The following is a 23,546-nucleotide window of genomic DNA, read 5'->3' as shown; positions in this document are numbered from 1 at the left end:
ATTATGCTGAACATGTTCAGAAAACTGGGTAGGCTCCCTTTCATGAGCGAGAGAAGCGCCCTTCTGCGGCGGATCCGTGCCTGGCTTGCCCTGTTCCTCGTCTGCCTCGTGCTGAGCGGACTCACCGCCTTTCCCCTGGTGAGCGAACTCCACTGGGCCAATGCCCTGGTGGACAACGAGTGGCTGCGCCGTGTCGGCGACGGCCTGGAGCGGGCGGACTCCGAGTACCCCTTCCTCCTCTACGGCACGGACTGGCTCGCCTTCGCCCACCTGGTGATCGCGGTGTTCTTCTACGGAGTCCACCGAGACCCCGTCCGCAACGTCTGGATCGTCGAGGCCGGCATGATCGCCTGCGCCGGCATCATTCCGCTGGCCCTGATCTGCGGGCCCATCCGGGGGATCCCCCTCTACTGGTCGCTGATCGACATCTCCTTCGGCGTCTTCGGGGTGATCCCCCTGCTGGCCCTGCGTCGCATGATCAAGCGCCTGGAGGCCATGCCGGTGGACCCCGATCGGGACCTGGCCACGGCTGCGGCGTCGGACCCGGCCACGGACCCGGCAACGGACCTGGCCGCAGCCCGGGGCTGAGTACGCGCTACTTGGCGAAGGCGGCCATGACGACGGCGAGGGCGACCGAGTTCATGTCCTGGCCCTTGGCATCGGTCGCGTTGACCGAGTACACGAGGGTGCGGGACAGGTCGCGGGTCCCGCCTATCGCCGTGTTGTACCCGTGCCGGCCACCCGACTTGCCCCAGGCGACCGTGCCGTCGGGCAGCTTGATCCGCGACAAACCGGCCGTCATCGTCGCGGCCTTGCCCGTGGCGAAGTCCTTCACCCCGGGGACCGTGAACATCTCCTCGAGCTGCGCCGCCGGCACGAGGCGTCCGCTGAACAGGGCGAAGGTGAACCGCTCCAGATCGGCCGTGGTGGAGATGATGTCGCCCGCCGCCCACCGGTCCGAGGAGTTCCACTCGGTCACGTCCCGAAGCTCCGTGGAACCGTCCTCGCGCGTCACCGCCTGGTACCCGTGGTTGTGGCGACCCGGTATGCGGGTCTGGAAACGGCCCGGGAACGAGGTGTCCCGCAGCCCCAGCGGCTTCAGGACCCGAGAGGCGACCGCCTTCTCGTACGTCGTGCCCGTCACCTTCTCGATCAGCACGCCCAGCACCGTGTAGTTGATGTTCAGGTAGTGCTGGACCGTGCCCGGGACGAACTCGGGGCTCTTGGCCACCGCGTCGGCGATCTGGTCGTGCGGATCGGTCACGTCGAAGCGGTGCTCCCACTGCGCCTCGAAGGAGTCGCCCGGACCGTCGGCCGCCGGTATCCCGCTGGTGTGGTTGAGCAGCTGCCGGACCGTGACCGCGCCGTACGCCTCGGGGATCGTCCCGGGCAGGTACCGGCGGACCGGCCCGTCGAGGTCCAGCTTGCCCTCGGCCGCGAGCTGGAGCACCACCGCCGAGGTGAAGACCTTGGTCACCGAGCCGGCCCGGAACCGGCCCTCCTCGATGGCCGCACGCCCGGTGCGGATGTCCGCGACGCCGGAACTGCCCCGCCAGGCGCCGCTCGCGCCGCCCACTCGTACCAGCGCGGCCGTCGCCTCCTTGTGCCCGGCGCCGAGCCCGGCGATCGCCTGCTCCAGCGCCGTGGCGTTCGGCGGGGTGGAGACCAGCGGCGCGGGCCCCTGCGTCGCGGAGCTCGCGGCCGGGGCGGACGCCCCCGCCGACCCGGCGTGGGCGGCGGCCGGTCCGGCCGCGACGCCCAGGACCAGGGCGGTGGCGATCAGCGTGCGGGTCGCTCGGTTCATGGTGGATCCCCCTGTCGGCTCTCCGGGCGACTTTCGCCCCGATGACCTCAATGCTGCTGGTCACAGGGGTAGTTGCGGATCACCACCGAGAGGGGTCTTTGCCGGTACGACAACTCACCACCGAGAGCGAGGAGATACGACCCGTCTCACTCCCCAGAGGGAGATACCGAAGAGCCAGCCGCTATCAGACCCGTCTCGTACGCGCAGATCACCGCCTGGATCCGGTCCCGCAGCCCCAGCTTCGACAGCACGTTGCCCACATGCGATTTGACCGTGTGCTCGCTCACCATCAGCTCCACCGCGAGCTCCGCGTTCGACAGCCCCCGCCCCAGGTGGAGCAGCGTCTCCCGCTCCCGGGCCGTCAGGACCTCCAGCCGCTCCGCGGACAGCGCCTCCCCGGCCGCCGGCCGGGCCGTCGCCGCCGTGTACTCCGCGATCAGCCGCCGGGCCACCGAAGGCGCCAGCAGGGACTCGCCCGCCGCCACCACCCGTACGGCGTGCACCAGATCGTCCCGCCGCACGTCCTTGAGCAGGAACCCGCTGGCCCCCGCGTGCAGCGCCTCGTACACGTACTCGTCCGAGTCGAAGGTCGTCAGCATCACCGTCCGGCAGGAACTCGTCCCCGAGATCTCCCGGCACGCCTCGATCCCGTCCAGCACGGGCATCCGCACGTCCAGCAGTGCCACGTCGGGCGCGAGGGACCGTACCGCCGCGACCGCCGCCGCCCCGTCCCCGACCTCCGCCACCACCTCGATGTCCTCCTGGACGTCCAGGATCATCGCGAAGCCGCTGCGCACCAGTTCCTGGTCGTCGGCCACCACCACACGGATCGTCACTTCCCCACCTCCGCGCCCGACGTTACAAGGACGACCCGCACTTCGAAGCCTGTGCCGTCCGGGCGGGGGCCCGACCGCGCGGTCCCGCCGTGGGCGGCGGCCCGCTCCCGGATCCCGATCAGGCCGTGCCCGCCCGGTCGCGCCCCCGGTACGGAGCCCGTGCGCGGCAGAACACCCGGCCCCCGCCCGTCGTCCGTGACCGTCACGGTGAGCTCCCGCTCCCCGTACTCCAGGCGCACGGCCACCGCCGCAGCCCCGGCGTGCTTGACCACATTGGTCAGCGCCTCCTGCACCACCCGGTGCACCGTCGCCTCCAGCGCCGCCGGCAGGGCGCGCACCGGGCCCGTGCGCTCGTAGGTCACCTCCAGGCCGCTGCCCCGGACCCGCTCCAGCAGCCCCGCGAGCTCCCCGATGCCGGGCTGCGGGGAGCGCGGCGCCGCCTCGTCGGTGCGCAGCACGCCCAGCATCGTGCGGAGTTGGGCCATCGCGTCGCGGCCCGTCTCCGCGATGGCCTCGAACGCGGCCTCGGCCCGCTCGGGGGCCCTGCGTACGGCCACCGGGCCGGCCTCCGCCTGCACGATCATGATGCTCACCGCGTGCGAGAGGATGTCGTGCATCTCCCGCGCGATCCGGGCCCGTTCGCGGGCGGCCGCCTGTTCCGCCTCGATCCTGTTGGCCCGCTCCAGCTGGGCGGCCCGGTCCAGGAGGGCCGCCGTGTAAGCCTGCCGGGTGTGCTGGAGCCGGCCCAGCGCGTAGGCCGCGCCCGAGACGAAGAGGGTGAAGAGCAGTTCGCGCGCGGTGGCGGTGTTCCACCCGACCGACAGGGAGACCGTGAGGACCGCGATCCAGCCGACCCCCATCCGGACCCGGGCCGTGCACAGCAGGGCGACCGTGTAGAAGGCGATCAGCCCCGCGTACGGAAGTGGCTGCCCCGGTCCGTCGATGGTCAGTTTGTACGCGCCGCCGACCAGCAGGATCGCGGCCAGCACCGCGACCGGGGCCCGCCGCCGCCAGATCAGCGGGAGCACGCCGAGCGTGGTCATCGCGTACGAGGCCCAGTCCGCGGGCGGCAGATCGGCCGACCGGGGCACCACGAACGGCATCGTGACGGCCAGTTGCACCAGCAGCGTCAGCCCCAGGTCCTGCCGGCGCGGACCGGCCCGCCGGATCCACGCTCCGAGCTCCCCCCAGGCACGCTTCACCAGTCGAGCGCGGCTCACCGGCCGAGCTCGGCCCGTACGGCTCCCAGCGCGTCCACCCGGTTCGTCGTGATCGAGTCCACCCCGGCCCTGACCAGCGCACGCATCGCGCGCTTCGTGTCCGGGGTCCAGGCCGACACCAGCAGGCCGTCCCGGTGCAGGGCGTCGACCAGCTCCGGGCCGACCAGCCCGAAGCGGTAGTTGAGCCAGGTCGGGGCCACCGCTTCGATCAGCACCCGGCGCGGGGGAGCCAGGGTGGTCCACGTCAGCGCGATCTCGGCGCCCGGATCGGCGGCTCGGACCGCCAGCATGGTGGCCGGACCCGCGCAGTAGTACGTACGGTCGCGGGCCCCGCACTCGCGGACCTGACCGACGACGGTCCGTACGGTCTCGGCCGTCGCACCCGGCAGATCGATCATGACCCGGCCCGCTCCGGCGGCCAGCAGGGCGTCGCGCAGCGTCGGGATCCCGCCGTCCGTCAGCTCCCGCAGCTGCGGGGCCGTGACGTCTTCGAGCCGTACGTCATGGCCCCACAGCCGCTGGAGGTCCTCGTCGTGGAGCAGTACGGGCACCCCGTCGCGGGTCGTCCGCACGTCGATCTCCACCGCGTTCGCCCCCCGGTCGAAGGCGGAGCGGATCGAGGGCAGGGTGTTCTCGCGGACGCGGTAGGGATCCCCGCGGTGGCCTACGGCAGTCAGGGTGCGCATGCACCCATTCTGCGCAGCCGTCAGGAAGCGAGCCAGGCGGAGGTGTACGTGTCGATCTCGGCGGTGAGCTTCGCCTTGCCGGCCTGGTCCAGGAAGGAGGCCTCGACGGCGTTCTTCGCGAGCTGGGCGAGACCGCGCTCGTCGAGGTCCAGCAGCCGCGCGGCCACCGCGTACTCGTTGTTGAGGTCGGAGCCGAACATCGGCGGGTCGTCGCTGTTGATGGTGACGAGCACGCCGGCCGCCACCATCTCCTTGACGGGGTGCTCGTCGAGGGTGGCGACGGCGCGGGTGGCGATGTTGGAGGTGGGGCAGACCTCCAGCGCGATGCGGTGCTCGGCGAGGTAGGCGAGCAGCTCCGGGTCCCGGGTGGCGCTGGTGCCGTGGCCGATGCGCTCGGCGCCCAGCTCGCGGATCGCGTCCCAGATGGTCTCGGGGCCGGTGGTCTCGCCGGCGTGCGGCACGCTGTGCAGTCCGGCGGCGCGGGCGGCGTCGAAGTACGGCTTGAACTGCGGGCGCGGCACCCCGACCTCGGGGCCGCCCAGGCCGAAGGAGACCAGGCCCTCGGGGCGCAGGTCCACGGCGAGGCGGGCGGTCTCGGCGGCGGCTTCCTCGCCGGCTTCGCCGGGGATGTCGAAGCACCAGCGCAGGATCACGCCGAGCTCGGTCTCGGCGGCCTTGCGGGCGTCCTCGATGGCCTCCATGAAGGCCTTCTCCTCGATTCCGCGGCGGGTGGAGGAGTACGGGGTGATGGTGAGCTCGGCGTACCGGATGTTCTGCCGGGCCATGTCGCGGGCGATCTCGAAGGTGAGGTGGCGCACGTCGTCGGGGGTGCGGACCAGGTCGACGACGGAGAGGTAGACCTCGATGAAGTGCGCGAAGTCGGTGAAGGTGAAGTAGTCGGCGATGGCCTCGGGGTCCGTGGGGACCTTGGAGTCGGGGTGCCGGGAGGCGAGTTCGGCCACGATGCGGGGGGAGGCCGAGCCGACGTGGTGGACGTGCAGTTCGGCCTTGGGCAGCCCCGCAATGAAGGGGTGCAGGTCGGACATGAGGGTGCCTCCGAAGGACGCGTGCGGATGGAACGGCTTCATCGTAGGCAGGACCCGCACCGCCGAAGGGGCTTGTCGGAGGGAGCGCTCAGCATGGCCGTACGAGAGGGGGCGCCGTATGACCGGTCAGAGCCCCGAGTCGCGAGACCCTGGGCGCCGCTGCCGGGGCAGACGCCGCCGGGCCGGGCCGGGCCGGGGCGCCCACGTCCCGGCCCGGCCCCTCGCGCCGAGCCGTCAGGCGGCCGCGTCCGCCCGACCGGTCTCCCAGGGCCACCTGGCGTCCCGGCCGTCCTCGATCAGGGACACCATGCGGAAGGCCGCGTCGGTGAGCCCGCCGAAGGTGTGCCGGTTCGAGGACCCGGAGGGCGCGTGGCCCACCCGGTACCCGGCGAGGTTCCAGGTGTAGACGGGGACCGTGTCCGGCACCAGGGCCGTCGGATCGCCGCCGTAGGAGTACGTGGTCTGCTCGTCGGTGACGATCAGGACCCGGTCGTGCCCCGCGTAGTGCGCGGCCACCGCCTTGGTCGTGCAGGTGCCGCCGAGGTCCTCGAACCGCTCCAGCACCTTCAGCACCGACTCTCCCCGCCGGTAGTCGACCGCCTTGCTCGTGGAGCCGAACTGCACCAGGTCCGCGTCCTCGGCGCGCAGCGCCAGCGCCGTGCCGAAGACGGCCGCCGCGTCGGCCCGGTTGAGCTGCGAGCGGTCCGACAGCGGAGCCCACATCGACCCGGACCGGTCCACCAGGACCAGCGTCCGCCCCGGCAGCGCCGGTACGTGGGCCAGGGAGTGGCCCAGCGCCCGCTCCAGCGGGTACGCCCAGCGCAGCGAGGGCGCGTGCTGGTGGGCGGCCAGGTAGCGGAAGGGGAACTGCCGGGCCCGGGCGACGGTCTCCGGGTCGGAGATCTTCGCCGCGACCCGCTCGGCGACCTCGTCCGAGACTCCGGCCTGGTCGAAGTTGCGCAGGTTGCGCAGCAGCGCCATCGCGCCCATGGACGGGATGACCGCCTCCCAGGCGGCCGCGTCCATCGGCCCCTGCAGCCAGCCGGCCAACGCCTCCCAGGTCATGCCCGCCGCGGCGAGCCGCTCGGCGCCGTCCGGGGCGGTGACCACGGCCCGGCGCTCCGCGACGGGCAGCTCCATCAGGGCCCGGTGCGCGAGCAGGGTGCGGTTGCCCGGCGGGACCTCGGCGGTCTCCGGGTTGTGCCGGCGGTCGAGGGCGTGCCGGAACAGCTCGCCCTGCCAGGGCTTGTCCGGGTCGGGGGAGGCGTGCACGAGGTTGAGGACGTCGCCGAAGCGGTATCCCCGGGAGGCGGTGTCGTACTTCAGCAGCGCGTTGCCGGAGTAGAGGCGGCGCACCGCGTCGGCGATCCCGCGCTTGACGGGCTTGGGCACGCCCCGCCCGTACGTGGCGGTCCAGTAGGCGAGCAGCTCGCCGGGCTCGTCCGCGCGCAGCAGTACGGAGTCCACGACCTGCCGGTTCGAGGGCCCCCCGGTCGCTCCGGCGTCGAGCCGCGCCTTGACGTACTCGGCGGCTCCGACGAGCGAAGCCGTCCGCATGTTGCCGTCGCGGCGCAGCCAGCCGAGCAGGCCGGCGGTCCACTCGGGATCCTCCACGGCAAGGGTGCGCACGAGCGCGCCGAACCGGTCGTCGCGGGCCCCGCCGGACTCGTAGGCGGTCTGCTGCGTCACGAAGTTGGCGACGGCGAGCAGGAACAGCTCGGAGCGCGGATCGCGGACGAAGCCGGGGCTGCCCTGCGCGTTGGCGGCGCGGCGGCCGGTCGAGCGGACCGGTGAGGTGGGTGCGGTGGACGCCGCGGGTGCGGTGGGCGGCGCCTTGGAGCGGAGCAGGTTGAAACGAGCCATGTGAATCCCCCCGAATTCAGTGGAAAGCGGGGGAGGCGTGACGTGCGGAATGCCCGAGATCGAAGTCGGCGACGGACTGTGTCGACTGCTCTACCCAACTGAGCTACCGGCCGGAGCCGGGCGGGACTCGAACCCGCGACACGTTGATCCGGAAGTAACCGTTGCCTGCGCACCGGGCACTCCGCACGTGCGCCTCCCGAGGAAGAAGTGGCCGCGGCGTTGTTTCGTGGAAGAAGTAGCCGTGGCCTGCGCACCGGGAGGTGCGAACGTGGGTGTCCAGAGATCGAGGTCGGCGAAACCACAAGGTGCTCTACCAACTGAGCTACACCGGCCCGAAGCCGGTGACGGGACTCGAACCCGCGGCCGCCCGATTATGAGTCGAAGTAGGTCGCGCCTGCGCACCTGGACAAGGATCACGCTAGACGCACACCCCCGGCGGCCGCGAGCGATTAAAGCCCCGCCCGCAGCCGCTCGCGCGCCTCCATGAGCGCGAAGCCCAGCAGGTTCAGGCCGCGCCAGCGCGCCGGGTCCAGCGCGCGCTCGTCGTCGGCGGCCAGCCCTATGCCCCAGATCCGGTCCATCGGGCTGGCCTCCACCAGGACCCGGTTCCCGGTCGAGAGCAGGTACGAGGCCAGCGCCGGATCGGAGCCGAACTTGTGCACGCTGCCCTCCACCACCAGCGCGAACCGCTCCCGCTCCCACACCGCGTTGTCGAAGCCGCGCACCAGCCGCCCGGCCTTCTTCGCCTCGGCCGGAGTCTTCGCCTCCAGCGCCGCCCGCTCGGCTTCGGGATCTTCGAACAGGCGCGCCTTTCCGGCCATCATCCAGTGCTCGGCGGTCGCGTACCGCACGTCACCCACGGTGAACTCGGACGGCCACCACTGACTGAGGCAGCTCGGTCCGAGCGTGCCGTCGGGTCGCGGACGGTGTCCCCAGAACGGCAGGAACTTCAGCCTCTCACCCCGGCTGACCTGCCCGATCAGTTCCTCGATCATCTCCATGCATGTGAGTCTCGCAGGAGCACCGGACACTTCGTACGGGATTTCGGGCGCGCCTCGACACATGGTCGACCGATTCCGTCGCGTAATCAAAAGGCAACAACGGAATCACTTGGCCGAGGGGTGTACCTCTGCCAGGATCGGCACTCAATTCGAGCTGTAGCTCGAACTGTAGCTACGGAGAGCGTGAGAGCGTGATGGGCAACCGCTTCCAGGTCAAGGTCCAGGTCAAGGACCGATTCGCCGAAGGCGCGCAGTACATCGACGGGCAGCTGCGGCCCGGCACCTCGGGTCGGTCACACACCGTGGTCGACCCCGCCACGGGCGAGGGGGTGCTCACTTACGAGCTGGCCTCCACCGCCGACGTGGACGCCGCCGTCGCCGCCGCCAAGCGGGCCTTCCCCGGCTGGTCGGGGGCCACCCCCGGGGAGCGCTCCGACGCGCTGCACCGGCTGGCCGCAGTGCTGGCCGAGCGGGCCGAGGAGTTCGCGTACGCGGAGTCCCTGCAGTGCGGCAAGCCGGTCAAGCTGTCGACCGAGTTCGACGTCCCGGGGACGATCGACAACACCGCCTTCTTCGCGGGCGCCGCGCGCCACCTCCAGGGGCAGGCCGCGGGCGAGTACTCCGGGGACCACACCTCGTACGTACGCCGCGAGGCGATCGGGGTCGTCGGTTCCATCGCGCCGTGGAACTATCCGCTGCAGATGGCCGCCTGGAAGATCCTCCCGGCGATCGCCGCGGGCAACACCATCGTCCTCAAGCCCGCCGAGCTCACCCCGCTGACCTCCCTGATGTTCGCCCAGGCGGCCAAGGACGCGGGCCTGCCCGACGGCGTGGTCAACATCGTCACCGGCGCCGGCCGGGACGCGGGCGAGCACCTGGTGGGCCACCCGGACGTGGTCATGACCTCCTTCACCGGCTCCACCGCCATCGGCAAGCGGGTCGCCGAGATCGCCACCGCCACCGTCAAGCGGCTCCACCTGGAGCTCGGCGGCAAGGCCCCCTTCCTCGTCTTCGACGACGCCGATCTGGAGGCCGCCGCCAACGGAGCCGTCGCCGCCTCCCTGATCAACACCGGCCAGGACTGCACGGCCGCCACCCGTGCCTACGTCCAGCGCCCCCTCCACGACGCCTTCGTCGCCCGGGTCGCCGAGCTGATGGAGACCGTCCGCGTCGGAGACCCCTTCGATCCGTCGACCGACCTGGGCCCGCTGGTCTCGCACGCCCACCGCGACCGGGTCGCCGGCTTCGTCGAGCGCGCCCGCGCGTACGCCACCGTCGTCACCGGTGGGGAGATCCCCGGCGGGGAGCTCGCGGACGGTGCGTACTACCGGCCCACGCTGATCTCCGGCGCCGCCCAGGACAGCGAGGTGGTCCAGTCCGAGATCTTCGGGCCGGTCCTGGTGGTCCTGCCCTTCGACACCGACGACGAGGGCATCGCGCTGGCCAACGACACCCCGTACGGTCTCGCCGCCTCCGCCTGGAGCCGTGACGTGTACCGGGCGAACCGCGCCACCCGCGAGATCCAGGCGGGCTGCGTCTGGGTCAACGACCACATCCCGATCATCAGCGAGATGCCGCACGGGGGCTACAAGGCCAGTGGCTTCGGAAAGGACATGAGCACCTACTCCTTCGAGGAGTACACGCAGGTCAAGCACGTGATGTACGACAACACCGCGGTGGCGGCGAAGGACTGGCACCGCACGATCTTCGGGGACAGATAACCAGTAGCCGCCCGACCAGCGGCCCGCACCCATCCCGAAAGGGCACCTCCCATGGAGCAGTTCGAGCCCGACCGCCTCTCGGCGGCGCAACTCGCCGCTATGCGGCGCAGCCTCACCACCGGGCGCGGCGCCCTCACCCGCCGCTCCGTGCTGCGCGCCTCCGGAGTCGGAGCGCTCACCCTCGGCGGCCTGTCCGCGCTGGCCGGCTGCGGCATTCCGCCGGCCAAGCGCGCGGAGGGCACCGCCGCGGCCTCCGACGACCACTCGGCTCAGGAGAAGGAGATCAACTTCTCCAACTGGACCGAGTACATGGACACCAGTGAGGACGAGAAGTCCCGTCCCACGCTGGAGGAGTTCACCAAGCGGACCGGCATCAAGGTCAAGTACACCGAGGACATCAACGACAACGTCGAGTTCTTCGGCAAGATCAAGCCGCAGCTCGCGGCGGGCCAGGACACCGGCCGTGACCTGATCGTCGTCACCGACTGGCTCGCTTCGCGCATCATCCGGCTCGGCTGGGCGCAGAAGCTGGACCCCTCCCGGCTCCCGCACGCCTACGCCAACCTGATCCCGCAGTTCCGCAGCCCCGACTGGGACCCGGGCCGCGCGTACAGCTACCCGTGGACCGGCATCAACACCGTCATCGCCTACAACACCAAGGCGACCGGCGGGAAGAAGGTCGACTCCGTCACGCAGATGCTGGACGACCCCTCCCTCAAGGGCCGCGTCGGTTTCCTCACCGAGATGCGCGACAGCGTCGGCATGACCCTGCTCGACCAGGGCAAGGACCCGGCGAAGTTCACCGACGCCGACTACGACGAGGCGATCGGCCGGCTCCAGAAGGGCGTGGACAAGAAGCAGATCCGCCGCTTCACCGGCAACGACTACACCGCGGACCTCGACAAGGGCGACCTCGCAGCCTGCCTGGCCTGGGCCGGCGACGTCATCCAGCTGCAGGCCGGCAACCCGGACATCCAGTACGCGATCCCGGCGCCCGGCTACATCACCTCCAGCGACAACCTGCTGGTCCCCGTGAAGGCCGGGCACAAGGCCAACGCCGAGCGGCTCATCGACTACTACTACGAGCCCCCGGTCGCCGCCCAGCTGGCCGCCTACATCAGCTACGTCTGCCCCGTCGAGGGCGTCAAGGACGAGCTGGCCAAGATCGACCCGGAGCTCGCGGACAACGTCCTGATCGTTCCCGACAAGGCGATGGCCGCCAAGTCGCACGCCTTCCGCTCCCTCACCAGCGAGGAAGAGACGGCGTACGAGGAGAAGTTCGCCAAGCTCATCGGAGCCTGACGGGTCCCGCCGCGCCCCCACCGGCGAAGACACCCGAACCGGCACCTGCCCCTTCCACGACACACCACCGAAGGCCCAGGCCCATGACTGACAAGACCGAAGGCGGCGACGTCCGCCTCGCCGGGATCAGCAAGCACTACGGATCCTTCACCGCCGTGCACCCGCTGGATCTCACCATCCCCCAGGGGTCCTTCTTCGCCCTGCTCGGCGCCTCGGGCTGCGGGAAGACCACCACCCTGCGCATGATCGCCGGCCTGGAGGAGCCCTCCACCGGCACCGTCAGCCTCGGCGACCGCGAGGTCACCCACCTGCCGCCGTACAAGCGCCCGGTCAACACGGTCTTCCAGAGCTACGCCCTCTTCCCGCACCTCGACGTCTCGGAGAACATCGCCTTCGGGCTGCGCCGCCGCGGCATCAAGTCGGTCAAGAAGCAGGTCGACGACATGCTGGAGCTGGTCCAGCTCGGCCAGTTCTCCCGGCGCAAGCCCCACCAGCTCTCCGGCGGCCAGCAGCAGCGCGTCGCCGTCGCCCGCGCGCTCATCAACCACCCGCAGGTACTGCTCCTCGACGAGCCGCTCGGCGCCCTCGACCTCAAGCTGCGCCGCCAGATGCAGCTGGAGCTCAAGCGGATCCAGACCGAGGTCGGCATCACCTTCGTGCACGTCACGCACGACCAGGAGGAGGCCATGACCATGGCCGACACGGTCGCCGTGATGAACGGCGGCCGCGTCGAGCAGCTCGGTGCCCCCGCCGAGCTCTACGAGAACCCGAAGACGACCTTCGTGGCGAACTTCCTCGGCACCTCCAACCTCATCGAGGCCGAGGTCCTGGAAGCCGGCGCGTCCGACGTCGTGGTCTCCTCGGCCGGTACCAAGCTGCGCGTCCCGGCGTCGCGATGTTCGACCACGCCCCGCGCCGGCGGCAAGCTGCTGGTCGGGGTGCGCCCGGAGAAGATCTCCCTGGTCCACGCGGACGCCGAGGACACCATCGAGACCGGCCGCAACAAGGTCGCCGGCAAGATCGTGGCCTCCTCCTTCATCGGAGTCTCCACCCAGTTCGTCATCGACAGCCCGGTCTGCCCGGAGCTGGAGGTGTACGTGCAGAACATCGAGCGCGACGCCCGCCTCACCCCCGGCGCCGACGTGATACTGCACTGGAACCCGGACCACACCTTCGGTCTCGACGCGGCCCAGGACATCGACGCGGGCATCGAGACGGTCGGGGAGGGAGCGTGACGGCCCCCGCGACCCTGCCCGAGGTCGCAGTATCCGCCGAGCCCCCGGTCCACAAGCCGTCCCTGAAGAAGCGCCTGGTCCCGTACTGGCTGCTGCTCCCGGGCATCCTGTGGCTGCTCGTCTTCTTCGTGCTGCCGATGATCTACCAGGCCTCGACCTCGGTGCAGACCGGCTCCCTCGAAGAGGGCTTCAAGGTCACCTGGCACTTCCAGACCTACTGGGACGCCTTCACCGAGTACTACCCGCAGTTCCTGCGCTCCCTGCTCTACGCCGGCACCGCGACCGCGCTGTGCCTGCTGCTGGGCTATCCGCTGGCCTACCTGATCGCCTTCAAGGCGGGCCGCTGGCGCAACCTGCTGCTGGTGCTGGTCATCGCCCCGTTCTTCACCAGCTTCCTGATCCGCACCCTCGCCTGGAAGACGATCCTGGCCGACGGCGGCCCGGTGGTCGACGTGCTCAACACGGTCGGCTTCCTGGACGTCACCAGCTGGCTCGGCATGACCGAGGGCGACCGCGTGCTCGCCACGCCGCTCGCGGTCGTCTGCGGTCTGACGTACAACTTCCTCCCCTTCATGATCCTTCCGCTCTACACCTCGCTGGAGCGCATCGACACCCGCCTCCACGAGGCGGCCGGGGACCTGTACGCCCGTCCCGCCACGGTCTTCCGCAAGGTGACCTTCCCGCTGTCCATGCCGGGCGTGGTCTCCGGAACCCTGCTCACCTTCATCCCGGCGAGCGGCGACTACGTCAACGCCGAACTGCTCGGCTCCACGGACACCCGCATGATCGGCAACGTCATCCAGTCGCAGTACCTGCGCATCCTCGACTACCCGACCGCGGCCGCCCTGTCCTTCATCCTCATGGCCATCGTGCTCGTCATGGTCACCATCTACATCCGCCGAGCGGGGACGGAGGACCTGGTCTGATGAAGAGCGCCACCACCTGGCTGCGCAGCCATTTCGTCGTGATCGCGGGGCTCGGCACGCTCGCGTACCTGATCCTGCCGAACGTCGTCGTCACGGTCTTCTCCTTCAACAACCCCACCGGGCGGTTCAACTACGCCTGGCAGGAGTTCTCCCTCGACGCGTGGAAGGACCCCTGCGGGGTCGCCGACATGTGCGGGTCGCTGTCCCTGTCGCTGCAGATCGCGCTGTGGTCCACCATCGGCGCGACCGTGCTGGGCACCGCGATCGCCTTCGCGATGGTCCGCTACCGCTTCCGCGGTCGCGGCGCGGTCAACTCGCTGATCTTCCTGCCGATGGCCATGCCCGAGATCGTGATGGCCGCGTCCCTGCTGGCCCTCTTCCTCAACATGGGCATCCAGCTCGGCTTCTGGACGATCCTGATCGCCCACGTCATGTTCTGCCTCAGCTTCGTCGTCGCCGCCGTCAAGGCCCGGGTGCTCTCCATGGACCCCCGCCTGGAGGAAGCGGCCCGCGATCTCTACGCCGGACCCGTGCAGACCTTCCTGCGCGTCACCCTGCCGATCGCGGCCCCCGGCATCGCGGCGGGCGCGCTGCTCTCCTTCGCGCTCTCCTTCGACGACTTCATCATCACCAACTTCAACTCGGGCAACACCGTCACCTTCCCCATGTTCGTGTGGGGATCGGCCCAGCGCGGTACGCCTGTACAGATCAACGTCATCGGCACCGCGATGTTCGTCATCGCGGTCCTGGTGGTGCTGGCCGGCCAGATGGTCGCCAACCGCCGCAAGAAAGCACAGCCCAAGTAACACCTGTAGGGAGTTGGAAGACATGGCCCCAGACGCCATGCGCACCGCTGCACGATCTCTTTCCGAAGCGAAGCCGGTCTCGTACTGGCTGGACGACCCCGGCAAGCCCGCCGCCGAGCCCGCCCTCACCGGGGACGAGCACTGCGACCTGCTCGTCATCGGCGGCGGCTACAGCGGCCTGTGGACCGCGTTGCTCGCCAAGGAGCGCGACCCCGCCCGGGACGTCGTACTGATCGAGGGCCACGAGGCGGGCTGGGCCGCCTCGGGCCGCAACGGAGGCTTCTGCGCCGCCTCCCTCACCCACGGCCTCGCCAACGGGATGGCCCGCTGGCCGGACGAGCTCGCCAAGCTGGAAGACCTCGGAGCCCGGAACCTCGACGCCATCGAGGAGGCGGTCGCCCGCTACGGCATCGACTGCGACTTCGAACGCAGCGGCGAGATCGACGTGGCCACCGAGCCGCACCAGGTCGCGGAGCTCCGCGAGTTCCACGCCGAGGCCGAGCGGCTCGGCCTCGCCGGCCGCTCCGAATGGCTGGATGCGGACGCCGTACGGGCCGAGGTCGACTCCCCGACCTTCCTCGGCGGGATCTGGGACCGCGACGGCGTCGCCATGCTCAACCCGGCGAAGCTCGCCTGGGGCCTGAAGCGGGCCTGCATGGAGCTGGGCGTACGGATCTACGAGAACACGCGCGGGCTGGACCTGACCGGCTCGGGAGCCGGGATGGCCGTGCGCACCCCGTACGGGCGGATCTTCGCCCGCCGGGTGGCGCTGGGCACCAACATCTTCCCGTCGCTGGTCAAGCGGGTGCGCCCGCTGACCGTCCCGGTCTACGACTACGCGCTGATGACCGAGCAGCTGACCGAGGAGCAGCTCGCCTCGGTCGGCTGGAAGAACCGGCAGGGCCTCGGCGACAGCGCCAACCAGTTCCACTACTTCCGGATCACCCCCGACCGGCGGATCCTGTGGGGCGGCTACGACGCGATCTACCCGTACGGCGGCAAGCTCGACGCCGAGCACGACCACCGGCCCGAGACGTACCTCAAGCTCGCCGAGCACTTCTTCACCTGCTTCCCGCAGCTGGAAGGGGTGAAATTCAGCCACGCCTGGGGCGGGGCGATCGACACCTGCTCGCGCTTCTCCGCCTTCTTCGGCACCGCGCACGCGGGCAAGGTGGCCTACGCGGCCGGCTTCACCGGACTGGGCGTCGGAGCCACCCGCTTCGGAGCCGACGTGATGCTCGACCTCCTGGCGGGGGAGAAGACCGAGCGCACGGAGCTGGAGATGGTCCGCTCGAAGCCGATGCCCTTCCCGCCGGAGCCCTTCGCCTGGACCGGCATCACGATGACGAAGTGGTCGCTGGCCCGGGCGGACCGGATGGGCGGGCACCGCAACCTGTGGCTCAAGACGCTGGACCGCTTCGGTCTCGGCTTCGACAGCTGAGCCCGGACGGTGGCGCGCCGGCGTGCCGGTGCGCTGATCGGGTAAGCGACCTCCGCACGCCCCGGGCGCACATCGCCCCGGGCAGTGTGACCTGCTTCACTACCACGGAGTAACGAAACCCGCGTCATACCTGCGCCCGGCCCCGCTCTCTCCTGTGAGAACGCTTCACCTCACACAGAGAGCGGAGGCCGGGCGATGACGATCCCGGGGGACAAAACGGCAGTGGACTGGCTGGTCTCGGTGGCGCCCGATCCGGACGCCTGCCGGTGGGAGTGGGAGCGCAACCCCCTCGGGGTCGCCCTCCTGCCCGCCGGCCGCCGGTGGGACGTGCTGATCCTGCCGGGGGAGCTGGGGCACACCACCCTCGAAGTACTGGACGCGCTGCTGGAGCGGCCCGGCCCGGTGCTCGCCGACTTCGGCGACTCCAGGCTGGGCTTTTTCGTGCCCCCGGGCACGGCGTCCCGCTGGCTCGGGACGGGCGTACGGGGAGCCGGGCACGGGACCTGGATCGTGGTCCCGTACCCCGGCCGGGCCACGGGCGGGGTCCGCTGGCTGGTGGTCCCGGACGGGCAGGGCACGCTCACCGATCCGGCGGTGCTGGAACTCGCGATGCACGAGGCGGCGGCACGCGTCGTGGGGCGGGGAGGCGGGAAGTCTTGACAAGGGCATTGGTCTGGACCATCTTGGGCGCCGCTGTGCCTTCCCCCACCGCTTCCCCACCAGCGGCCCGGCTCCATCCCCCCATGCACCGGAGGCAGTTGTGCGCCCCACTCGTCCTGCCGGCCCCACCCGCCCCGCCAGACCCACCGTCATGCGCTCCGCGCTGTCCCTCCTTACCGCCGCCGCCCTCGCGGCGGCCGGCCTCCTCGTCGCAGGCCAGCCCGCCGCGGCGGCCGACGCCGACCTCATCCGCAACGGCGGCTTCGAAGTCGGCCTCGACGGCTGGAGCTGCTCGGCCGGCAGCGGAGCCGCCGTCAGCACCCCGGTGCACGGCGGCGCTTCCGCCCTCAAGGGCACCCCGGCCGGGCAGGACAACGCCCGCTGCTCCCAGACCGTCACCGTCAAGCCCGACTCCGCGTACACGCTGAGCGCCTGGGTGCAGGGCGCGTACGTCTACCTCGGCGCGACCGGCACCGGGACCACGGACCCGCAGACCTGGACGCAGACCCCGGGTGCCTGGAAGCAGCTGAGCACGAGCTTCCGTACCGGCGCGAGCACCACCTCGGTGACCGTGTACACGCAGGGCTGGTACGGCCAGCCGCCGCAGTTCACCGACGACGTGACCCTCGTCGGCCCCGACCCCGGCGGCTCCGGACCCGGCCCCCAGATCCCGGCCGCCCCCACCGGGCTCACCGCGTCGGCCCCTTCCTCCACCACCGTCGGCCTCTCCTGGGCGGCCGCGACCGGGGCCACCTCGTACAAGGTCTACCGGGACGGCGCGAACCCGACCACCGTCAGCACCACCTCGGCGACGGTCACCGGCCTCACCGCCTCCACGACCTACTCCTTCCAGGTCAGCGCGGTCAACGCGGCCGGCGAATCCGCCAAGAGCGCGGCCGTCCCCGTGACCACGCCCGGTGGCGGCGGCAACCCCGGCAACCCGGGGCTGCCCGCCCACGCCCTGGTCGGCTACCTGCACTCCAGCTTCGCCAACGGCTCCGGCTACGTCCGGATGGCCGACGTACCCGCCTCGTGGGACGTCATCAACCTGGCCTTCGGCGAGCCCACCTCGGTCACCTCCGGCGACATCCGCTTCCAGCTCTGCCCGGTCAGCGAGTGCCCGACCGTCGAATCGGCCGCGGAGTTCAAGGCGGCCATCAAGGCCAAGCAGGCCGCGGGCAAGAAGGTCCTGATCTCCATCGGCGGCCAGAACGGCCAGGTCCAGCTGGGCACCACGGCCGCCCGCGACACCTTCGTCTCCTCCGTCGGCAAGATCATCGACGAGTACGGACTCAACGGCCTCGACATCGACTTCGAGGGCCACTCCCTCTCCCTGGCCACGGGCGACACCGACTTCCGCGCCCCCACCACCCCGGTGATCGTCAACCTGATCTCGGCCGTGAAGACCCTGAAGGCCAAGTACGGCCCGGACTTCATCCTGACGATGGCCCCCGAGACCTTCTTCGTCCAGCTCGGCTACCAGTACTACGGATCCGGCCCCTGGGGCGGCCAGGACCCGCGCGCCGGCGCCTACCTCCCGGTCATCCACGCCCTGCGCGACGACCTCACCCTGCTCCACGTCCAGGACTACAACTCGGGCTCGATCATGGGCCTCGACAACCAGTACCACTCCATGGGCGGAGCCGACTTCCACATCGCCATGACGGACATGCTGCTCACCGGCTTCCCGGTGGCCGGCAACACCGCCCGCGTCTTCCCGGCCCTGCGCGCGGACCAGGTCGCCATCGGCCTGCCGGCCACGACCAACGCGGGCAACGGCCACACCTCCCCGGCGGAGGTCAACAAGGCACTGGACTGCCTGACGAAGAAGACCAGCTGCGGGACGTACCAGACCCACGGCACCTGGCCCGCCCTGCGCGGCCTGATGACCTGGTCGATCAACTGGGACCGCTTCGGCAACTGGGAGTTCTCGAAGAACTTCGACGCCTACTTCGGCGGCTGACCGGCGCCGTCACCACCGGACACGGCGGGGCCGGGGCGCACGTGCCCCGGCCCCGCCGCCGCGTTACGGGCGGCGCGCACCGCGAGCAGCAGCGGCGTGCACATCAGGAGGCTGGCCAGGACGTCCAGGGGCCAGTGGTAGCCGCGCAGGATCAGCCCCGTCGCCGTCAGGGCGGTGAGGGCGGCCGCGAGGAGCAGGGGCCAGCGGCCCCGGGTGTACGGGCGCACGAGCAGGGCCGCGCCCACGTACGCCACGTACGCGGTGGCCGTGTGGCCCGAGGGGTAGTAGCCGGAGGCCCAGGGCTCCAGGGGGCCCGGCCGGCCGGTCCACTCCTTCAGCGGGACGACCAGGGCCGGCACCAGGGCCATGGCCAGCGTCGCGGCCGCCGCGCCCCGGCGGTTGCCGCGCCGGACGGCGTAGAGGACCGCGAGGAGCAGGACGGGGACCGCGACCGGCACGTTGCCGAAGTCGGAGAGGCGCTGGGTGACCGCGTCGGGGACGGTGCGCACGAGGGCCCGGCTGAGGGCGGCGTCCGGGACCAGCAGGGGGCCGGACACGAGGACCTGCCAGGTGATCAGGGCGAAGAGCGTGACGCAGAGTGCGCCCAGGCCGTAGAGGAGAGTGGCCGGCCGCCCCGGAACAGGGGGGGTGGTTCCGGGGCGGCCGGCCGGATCGGGTTGCCGGGCGCCCCGGGGGGTTTGGGGCGTGCGGCCGTCCGATCGCTGAGGAGTGTGCGCGAACGCATGCCCAGTGCGGCGCTGGGGAAGCCCGGTACTGGTGTCGCCTCCGATTTCCCGGAAGCGGGGTGTCTCACTCATCTGCAGAAACCGTACGGCAGCGAAAGGGGGACCGACAGCAGGAAAACGCTCCCGCCATCGGCCCCCCACACCTTCTTCACAGCGCCCGCCCGTTACCCGCGGTAGTGACCGCGCGGTGATCGAGGATCGCGTCCCCGCGTTCTAGCGCCTGTGTCAGACGTTCGATCAGAGGGTCGCGAACGCGGCCTCGATGACGTCCAGGCCCTCGTTCAGCAGGTCCTCGCCGATGACGAGCGGCGGCAGGAAGCGGAGCACGTTGCCGTAGGTGCCGCAGGTGAGGACGAGGACGCCCTCGGCGTGGCAGGCCTTGGCGAGCGCGGCGGCCGCCTCCGGGTTCGGGGTCTTGGAGGAGGGGTCCTTGACGAGCTCGATCGCGATCATGGCGCCGCGGCCGCGGATGTCGCCGACGATGTCGTACTTCTCCTGGATGGCCGTCAGGCGGGCCTTCATGACGGACTCGATCTTCTTCGCCGCGGCGTTGAGGTCGAGCTCCTTCATGGTCTCGATGGAGCCGAGCGCACCGGCGCAGGCCACCGGGTTGCCGCCGTAGGTGCCGCCCAGGCCGCCGCCGTGCACGGAGTCCATCATCTCGGCGCGGCCGGTCACGGCGGCGAGCGGCAGGCCGCCCGCGATGCCCTTGGCGGTCGTGATGAGGTCGGGGACGATGCCCTCGTCCTCGCACGCGAACCACTGGCCGGTGCGGCAGAAGCCGGACTGGATCTCGTCGGCGACGAAGACGATGCCGTTGTCGTTGGCGAACTTCACGATCGCCGGCAGGAAGCCCTTGGCCGGCTCGATGAAGCCGCCCTCGCCGAGGACCGGCTCGATGATGATCGCGGCGACGTTCTCGGCGCCGATCTGCTTCACGATGTTGTCGATCGCCTGGGCGGCGGCCTCGGGGCCGCAGTTCTCGGCGCCGGTCGGCCAGCGGTAGCCGTAGGCGACCGGGACGCGGTAGACCTCGGGGGCGAACGGGCCGAAGCCCTGCTTGTACGGCATGTTCTTCGAGGTCAGGGCCATCGTGAGGTTCGTACGGCCGTGGTAGCCGTGGTCGAAGACGACGACGGCCTGGCGCTTGGTGTACGAACGGGCGATCTTGACGGCGTTCTCGACGGCCTCGGCGCCGGAGTTGAACAGCGCCGACTTCTTGGCGTGGTCACCCGGGGTGAGCTCGGCGAGGGCCTCGCAGACCTCCACGTAGCCCTCGTAGGGGGTCACCATGAAACAGGTGTGGGTGAAGTCGGCGAGCTGCGCGGCGGCGCGGCGCACGACGGCCTCGGCGGAGGCGCCGACCGAGGTCACGGCGATGCCGGAACCGAAGTCGATCATGCGGTTGCCGTCGACGTCCTCGATGATGCCGCCACCCGCGCGGGCCGTGAAGACGGGAAGCACGGAGCCCACGCCACCGGCCACCGTCGACAGACGGCGGGCCTGAAGCTCCTGCGACTTGGGGCCGGGGATCGCGGTGACGATGCGGCGCTCCTGCGGGACAGCGGTCATAGGGGGCTCCTGGGGGGTGGGGGTGTTTTCGGACGCACTTGTGTCTTTGTCCGCAGGCTAGGCCCGGGAGGCGTGGTCCTGCATGCTCCGTTCGGGAGTGGTGCCCGCGTGTCCTTGTCCGTGACGGCCATAGGAAGGAATCCGCGCATGTCCTGTGGATCATGACGGGGTACGGGCCGCGGGGCGGCGACGGCCACTAGATTGAGCGCGCAGCGTGGTGCAGGGCAGCGCTGGGCAGCGCGGTAACGGGCAGGGGGCAGGGGTTACATGGACACCGACGGCACGCACGGCGGGGACCGCGGCAGTTACGGCGGCTCGCCCGATGTGGGGGCCGGCGGTCCCCACATCCCCCGGCCAGCCGGCCCGCCGCCCACGCCGCCGCGACCGGTCACGGCCCCGCCACCGCCTGGGTACGCGCCGGGGAGTGCCGCAGGCGTGACCACAAGTCCCGCAGCGACTCCCTTCGCCGCTTGGCTGAGCGCCCCGCGACCTGAGGCGAAGCCCGGCATCTGGCGCTACGCCTACATTCCGGCCGCACCGAAGCAGGACACCAACGGCCGGGTGCTGATCACGCGGGTCGTCGTCTCATTCCTCGTCTTCTTCGTGTGCTGGCAGGCCTTCCTCGATAAGAGCCTCCCCTTCGATATCGAAGGATCCCCGCTCCATTACTTCACCCCCGACAGTTGGTGGAAGGGCAATCTCGTCAAGGAGCCGATCGACCACAGGGGCATGGCGGCCCGTGAGTTCTACGAGCTGCTGGTTACCGTGGGCCTGTTCCTCGGCTTTGCCAAGCTGGGAGGCTGGCGGACCGCCTTCGACCAGCTGATTGCTGCCCGCGGCCCTTGGCAGCGCGCGGTGGGTGCCGCGGCAGGAGCCTTCGTCGTCGTTTGGCTGATCCAGAACCCGACCCCGATCCTCATGGTCTATCCGCTGGCCTTCGGACACCTGCCGTATCCGGAGCTCGGCGAAACGGGCGGTGCGGTGGTCACGAATGTTCTCTACGTACTGATCTACGCACCCGTCGGCCTCTACTTCGCCCGCCTCGGCGGCTGGGCTGCCTTGCTGAACGGCCTCCGCTCCTCTGCCGTTCCTGCCGATGCCCCGCAGGCAGTGGACCTGGATGGCCCGGACTCGCCGGCCGGCTGGCCGCAATTGCGTGCCGCCGGGCTGGCGGCGACCGCGGACCGGCTGGCGGCAGAAGTCCACCAGGGGCGGATGAACGACGTCGACCACGCACGGATCCGGCGGGCCTGGGAGTCCGTGAGGGCCGATCCCTCGCGGCGCCCCGCTTTCGAGGAAGCCGTACGGGCCAAGGGTGCGGCCGCCTGCGGCCATCCGTCGGGAGCCCGTGATCTGCCTGTTCGTGCCGCCTCCCACGACCTGACCGTCGGGCAGGTCTGGCTCGGCCGGGTCACAGGCGTCGAGCCGAACCCTCACGAGCGCCGCGGGACCGGGCTGGCCCTCGACCCCGCTGTGCTGGGCACGTCGGTCCTCGCCGTCGGCCCCTCGGGCTCGGGCAAGACCCACCGGCTGGTCAGGCCGGTGGTGGAGTCGCTGGCCCTCCAGGCGCTGGCCGGGCAGGCGGCCGTGATCGCCGTCGGCGCCGCGGGAACCCGACTCGGACCCGACGACGCCTACGACATCGTGGTGCGCCTGGGCGACCCGGAGTCCGTCCACGATCTCGACCTCTACGGCGGGACGGCCGACTCCGACGAGGCGGCTTCCTTCCTCGCGGAAGCCTTCGTGGGCGACCTGCCGGGCGTCGACGTACGCCGGTCGGCGACGGCGCTCGCCCAGATCCTCGGCCCGTTCCATGCCGCGTACGGCCGCTTCCCGACCGTGCCCGAGCTGCGTGCGCTGCTCGAGCTGCTGCCTGCGGCGCTCGAGGCGCTGCGTCACGAGCTGGAGCGTTCCGGGCAGCAGGCCATGCTGCGCGAGCTCGATGCCCGGGCGCGGCAGCACGGCGTCCACGGAGACCCGGGACCGGCTCTCGCCGACAGGGCGGCCCTGCTCGACCGGCCGGCGTTCCACGGCTTCTTCGACACCACCGGCGGCGGACGGCCCTTCTCCCTCCGCGCCCTGGAACACCCGGTGCGGGTGCGTGTGGACCTCCCGGAGCGCGGTCATCCGGACGCTTCCCGGATGCTGGCCCGGCTGCTCCTCGCCCAGTTCAACGCGGCGGCCGCGGCCCGCGCCGACCGCTCGCTGTTCGCCCTCCTGGCCCTCGACGACGCTTCGCACGCCGTCACCGCCGAGGCCGTGCGCAGCATGCAGGGACTCCGTTCGGCCAACGCGGGGGTCTTGCTGGCGCTGCGCACCCTGGAAGACGTACCGGAAGGGCTGCGCACCCCGCTCCTCGGATCGGTCGGTTGCCGGGTGGCCTTTTCCGGGGTCACCACCTGGGACGGCAAGTGGTTCGCCGATGCCTGGGGAACCGAGTTGGTCGAGACGCGGGACGTCACGAGCCGGACGGTCTATGCCGACCAGCCCTTCACCCGGGCCGTGCACGCCGTGCGCAAGGTGATCACGGGCAAGGCCGTCACCACGGATGCGGTCACCGTGCGGAACGTGGAGCGGGAGCGGTGGTCGGCCTCGGCCCTTGCCAACACCGTGCCCCCCGGCCACGCCGTGCTCTCCCTCACCTCCGTCCGCGGCGAGCGGGCCGCCCCGCTGCTGGTGCGGCTCGGGGGGCAGGACTGAAGGTGGGGGGCGTCGCCG

Annotated in this window: 19 protein-coding genes; 10 read left to right on the top strand and 9 right to left on the bottom strand. The window is 71.0% G+C overall.

Annotation, left to right across the window (positions count from 1 at the left end):
* Positions 1-42: 42 nt before the first annotated feature.
* A complete protein-coding gene (locus OG276_RS09700; protein WP_266904060.1) occupies positions 43-588 on the top strand; it encodes a hypothetical protein in 546 nt (181 codons plus the stop codon).
* A gap of 7 nt (positions 589-595) precedes the next feature.
* Here the strand turns inward: OG276_RS09700 and OG276_RS09695 are convergent, their stop codons facing one another.
* From OG276_RS09695 to OG276_RS09665, 7 genes are all read right to left on the bottom strand, one after another.
* Complete coding sequence (locus tag OG276_RS09695) at positions 596-1,804, bottom strand: serine hydrolase (protein ID WP_266904059.1); 1,209 nt, start codon at positions 1,802-1,804, stop codon at positions 596-598.
* Between the two features lie 146 nt (positions 1,805-1,950).
* Positions 1,951-2,640 (bottom strand): response regulator transcription factor, encoded by a 690-nt coding sequence (locus OG276_RS09690; RefSeq protein ID WP_266904058.1) that lies wholly within the window; start codon positions 2,638-2,640, stop codon positions 1,951-1,953.
* A complete protein-coding gene (locus OG276_RS09685) occupies positions 2,637-3,743 on the bottom strand; it encodes a sensor histidine kinase (protein ID WP_266912653.1) in 1,107 nt (368 codons plus the stop codon). The genes OG276_RS09690 and OG276_RS09685 overlap by 4 nt, the downstream gene beginning before the upstream one ends.
* Positions 3,744-3,856: 113 nt before the next feature.
* Positions 3,857-4,546, bottom strand: a complete 690-nt coding sequence (locus OG276_RS09680; protein WP_266904057.1) for a glycerophosphodiester phosphodiesterase — start codon at positions 4,544-4,546, stop codon at positions 3,857-3,859.
* A gap of 20 nt (positions 4,547-4,566) precedes the next feature.
* Positions 4,567-5,592, bottom strand: coding sequence for an adenosine deaminase (locus tag OG276_RS09675; protein ID WP_266904056.1), 1,026 nt, complete (start codon positions 5,590-5,592; stop codon positions 4,567-4,569).
* Between the two features lie 234 nt (positions 5,593-5,826).
* Positions 5,827-7,455, bottom strand: a complete 1,629-nt coding sequence (locus OG276_RS09670; protein ID WP_266904055.1) for a TROVE domain-containing protein — start codon at positions 7,453-7,455, stop codon at positions 5,827-5,829.
* 449 nt (positions 7,456-7,904) lie between these two features.
* Positions 7,905-8,456 (bottom strand): NADAR family protein, encoded by a 552-nt coding sequence (locus OG276_RS09665; RefSeq protein WP_266904054.1) that lies wholly within the window; start codon positions 8,454-8,456, stop codon positions 7,905-7,907.
* A 194-nt stretch (positions 8,457-8,650) separates the two neighbouring features.
* Between OG276_RS09665 and OG276_RS09660 the strand changes: the two genes are divergently transcribed.
* The 8 genes from OG276_RS09660 (at position 8,651) to OG276_RS09625 (ending at position 18,510) form a co-directional block, all read left to right on the top strand.
* The gene (locus OG276_RS09660) at positions 8,651-10,177 is read left to right on the top strand and encodes a gamma-aminobutyraldehyde dehydrogenase (protein ID WP_266912651.1); all 1,527 of its coding nucleotides are present in this window, start codon (positions 8,651-8,653) and stop codon (positions 10,175-10,177) included.
* 51 nt (positions 10,178-10,228) lie between these two features.
* Positions 10,229-11,479 (top strand): spermidine/putrescine ABC transporter substrate-binding protein, encoded by a 1,251-nt coding sequence (locus tag OG276_RS09655; RefSeq protein ID WP_266904053.1) that lies wholly within the window; start codon positions 10,229-10,231, stop codon positions 11,477-11,479.
* Positions 11,480-11,562: 83 nt separating this feature from the next.
* Positions 11,563-12,714 (top strand): ABC transporter ATP-binding protein, encoded by a 1,152-nt coding sequence (locus tag OG276_RS09650; protein WP_266904052.1) that lies wholly within the window; start codon positions 11,563-11,565, stop codon positions 12,712-12,714.
* Positions 12,711-13,640: an ABC transporter permease gene (locus tag OG276_RS09645; RefSeq protein ID WP_243337601.1), complete on the top strand. Its 930-nt coding sequence runs from the start codon at positions 12,711-12,713 to the stop codon at positions 13,638-13,640. The genes OG276_RS09650 and OG276_RS09645 overlap by 4 nt, the downstream gene beginning before the upstream one ends.
* Positions 13,640-14,446: an ABC transporter permease gene (locus tag OG276_RS09640; RefSeq protein ID WP_266904051.1), complete on the top strand. Its 807-nt coding sequence runs from the start codon at positions 13,640-13,642 to the stop codon at positions 14,444-14,446. Before OG276_RS09645 ends, OG276_RS09640 begins: the two co-directional genes overlap by 1 nt.
* A 22-nt stretch (positions 14,447-14,468) precedes the next feature.
* On the top strand, positions 14,469-15,887 hold the full coding sequence (locus OG276_RS09635) for an FAD-binding oxidoreductase (protein WP_266904050.1): 1,419 nt from the start codon (positions 14,469-14,471) through the stop codon (positions 15,885-15,887).
* A 195-nt stretch (positions 15,888-16,082) separates the two neighbouring features.
* Positions 16,083-16,547, top strand: coding sequence for a hypothetical protein (locus OG276_RS09630; RefSeq protein ID WP_266904049.1), 465 nt, complete (start codon positions 16,083-16,085; stop codon positions 16,545-16,547).
* A 151-nt stretch (positions 16,548-16,698) separates the two neighbouring features.
* Positions 16,699-18,510 carry a chitinase gene (locus OG276_RS09625; protein WP_266904048.1) on the top strand — a complete coding sequence of 604 codons (1,812 nt, stop codon included), beginning with the start codon at positions 16,699-16,701 and terminating at the stop codon, positions 18,508-18,510.
* Here OG276_RS09625 and OG276_RS09620 read toward each other — a convergent pair.
* Together OG276_RS09620 and gabT are read right to left on the bottom strand one after the other, a co-directional pair.
* Positions 18,495-19,067: a phosphatase PAP2 family protein gene (locus tag OG276_RS09620; protein WP_323182325.1), complete on the bottom strand. Its 573-nt coding sequence runs from the start codon at positions 19,065-19,067 to the stop codon at positions 18,495-18,497. The two genes, OG276_RS09625 and OG276_RS09620, sit on opposite strands and share 16 nt — an antisense overlap.
* 426 nt (positions 19,068-19,493) lie before the next feature.
* Positions 19,494-20,828 (bottom strand): 4-aminobutyrate--2-oxoglutarate transaminase, encoded by a 1,335-nt coding sequence (gabT, locus tag OG276_RS09615; RefSeq protein ID WP_266904046.1) that lies wholly within the window; start codon positions 20,826-20,828, stop codon positions 19,494-19,496.
* A gap of 435 nt (positions 20,829-21,263) precedes the next feature.
* Here gabT and OG276_RS09610 point away from each other — a divergent pair, with 435 nt between their 5' ends.
* Positions 21,264-23,528: an ATP/GTP-binding protein gene (locus OG276_RS09610; RefSeq protein ID WP_323182324.1), complete on the top strand. Its 2,265-nt coding sequence runs from the start codon at positions 21,264-21,266 to the stop codon at positions 23,526-23,528.
* Positions 23,529-23,546 lie beyond the last annotated feature (18 nt).

The organism is Streptomyces sp. NBC_00086 (assembly GCF_026343255.1).
Lineage (GTDB): Bacteria > Actinomycetota > Actinomycetes > Streptomycetales > Streptomycetaceae > Streptomyces.
Note: the sequence above shows the minus strand (reverse complement) of the source record. Positions and strands in the feature narration are given on the sequence as shown.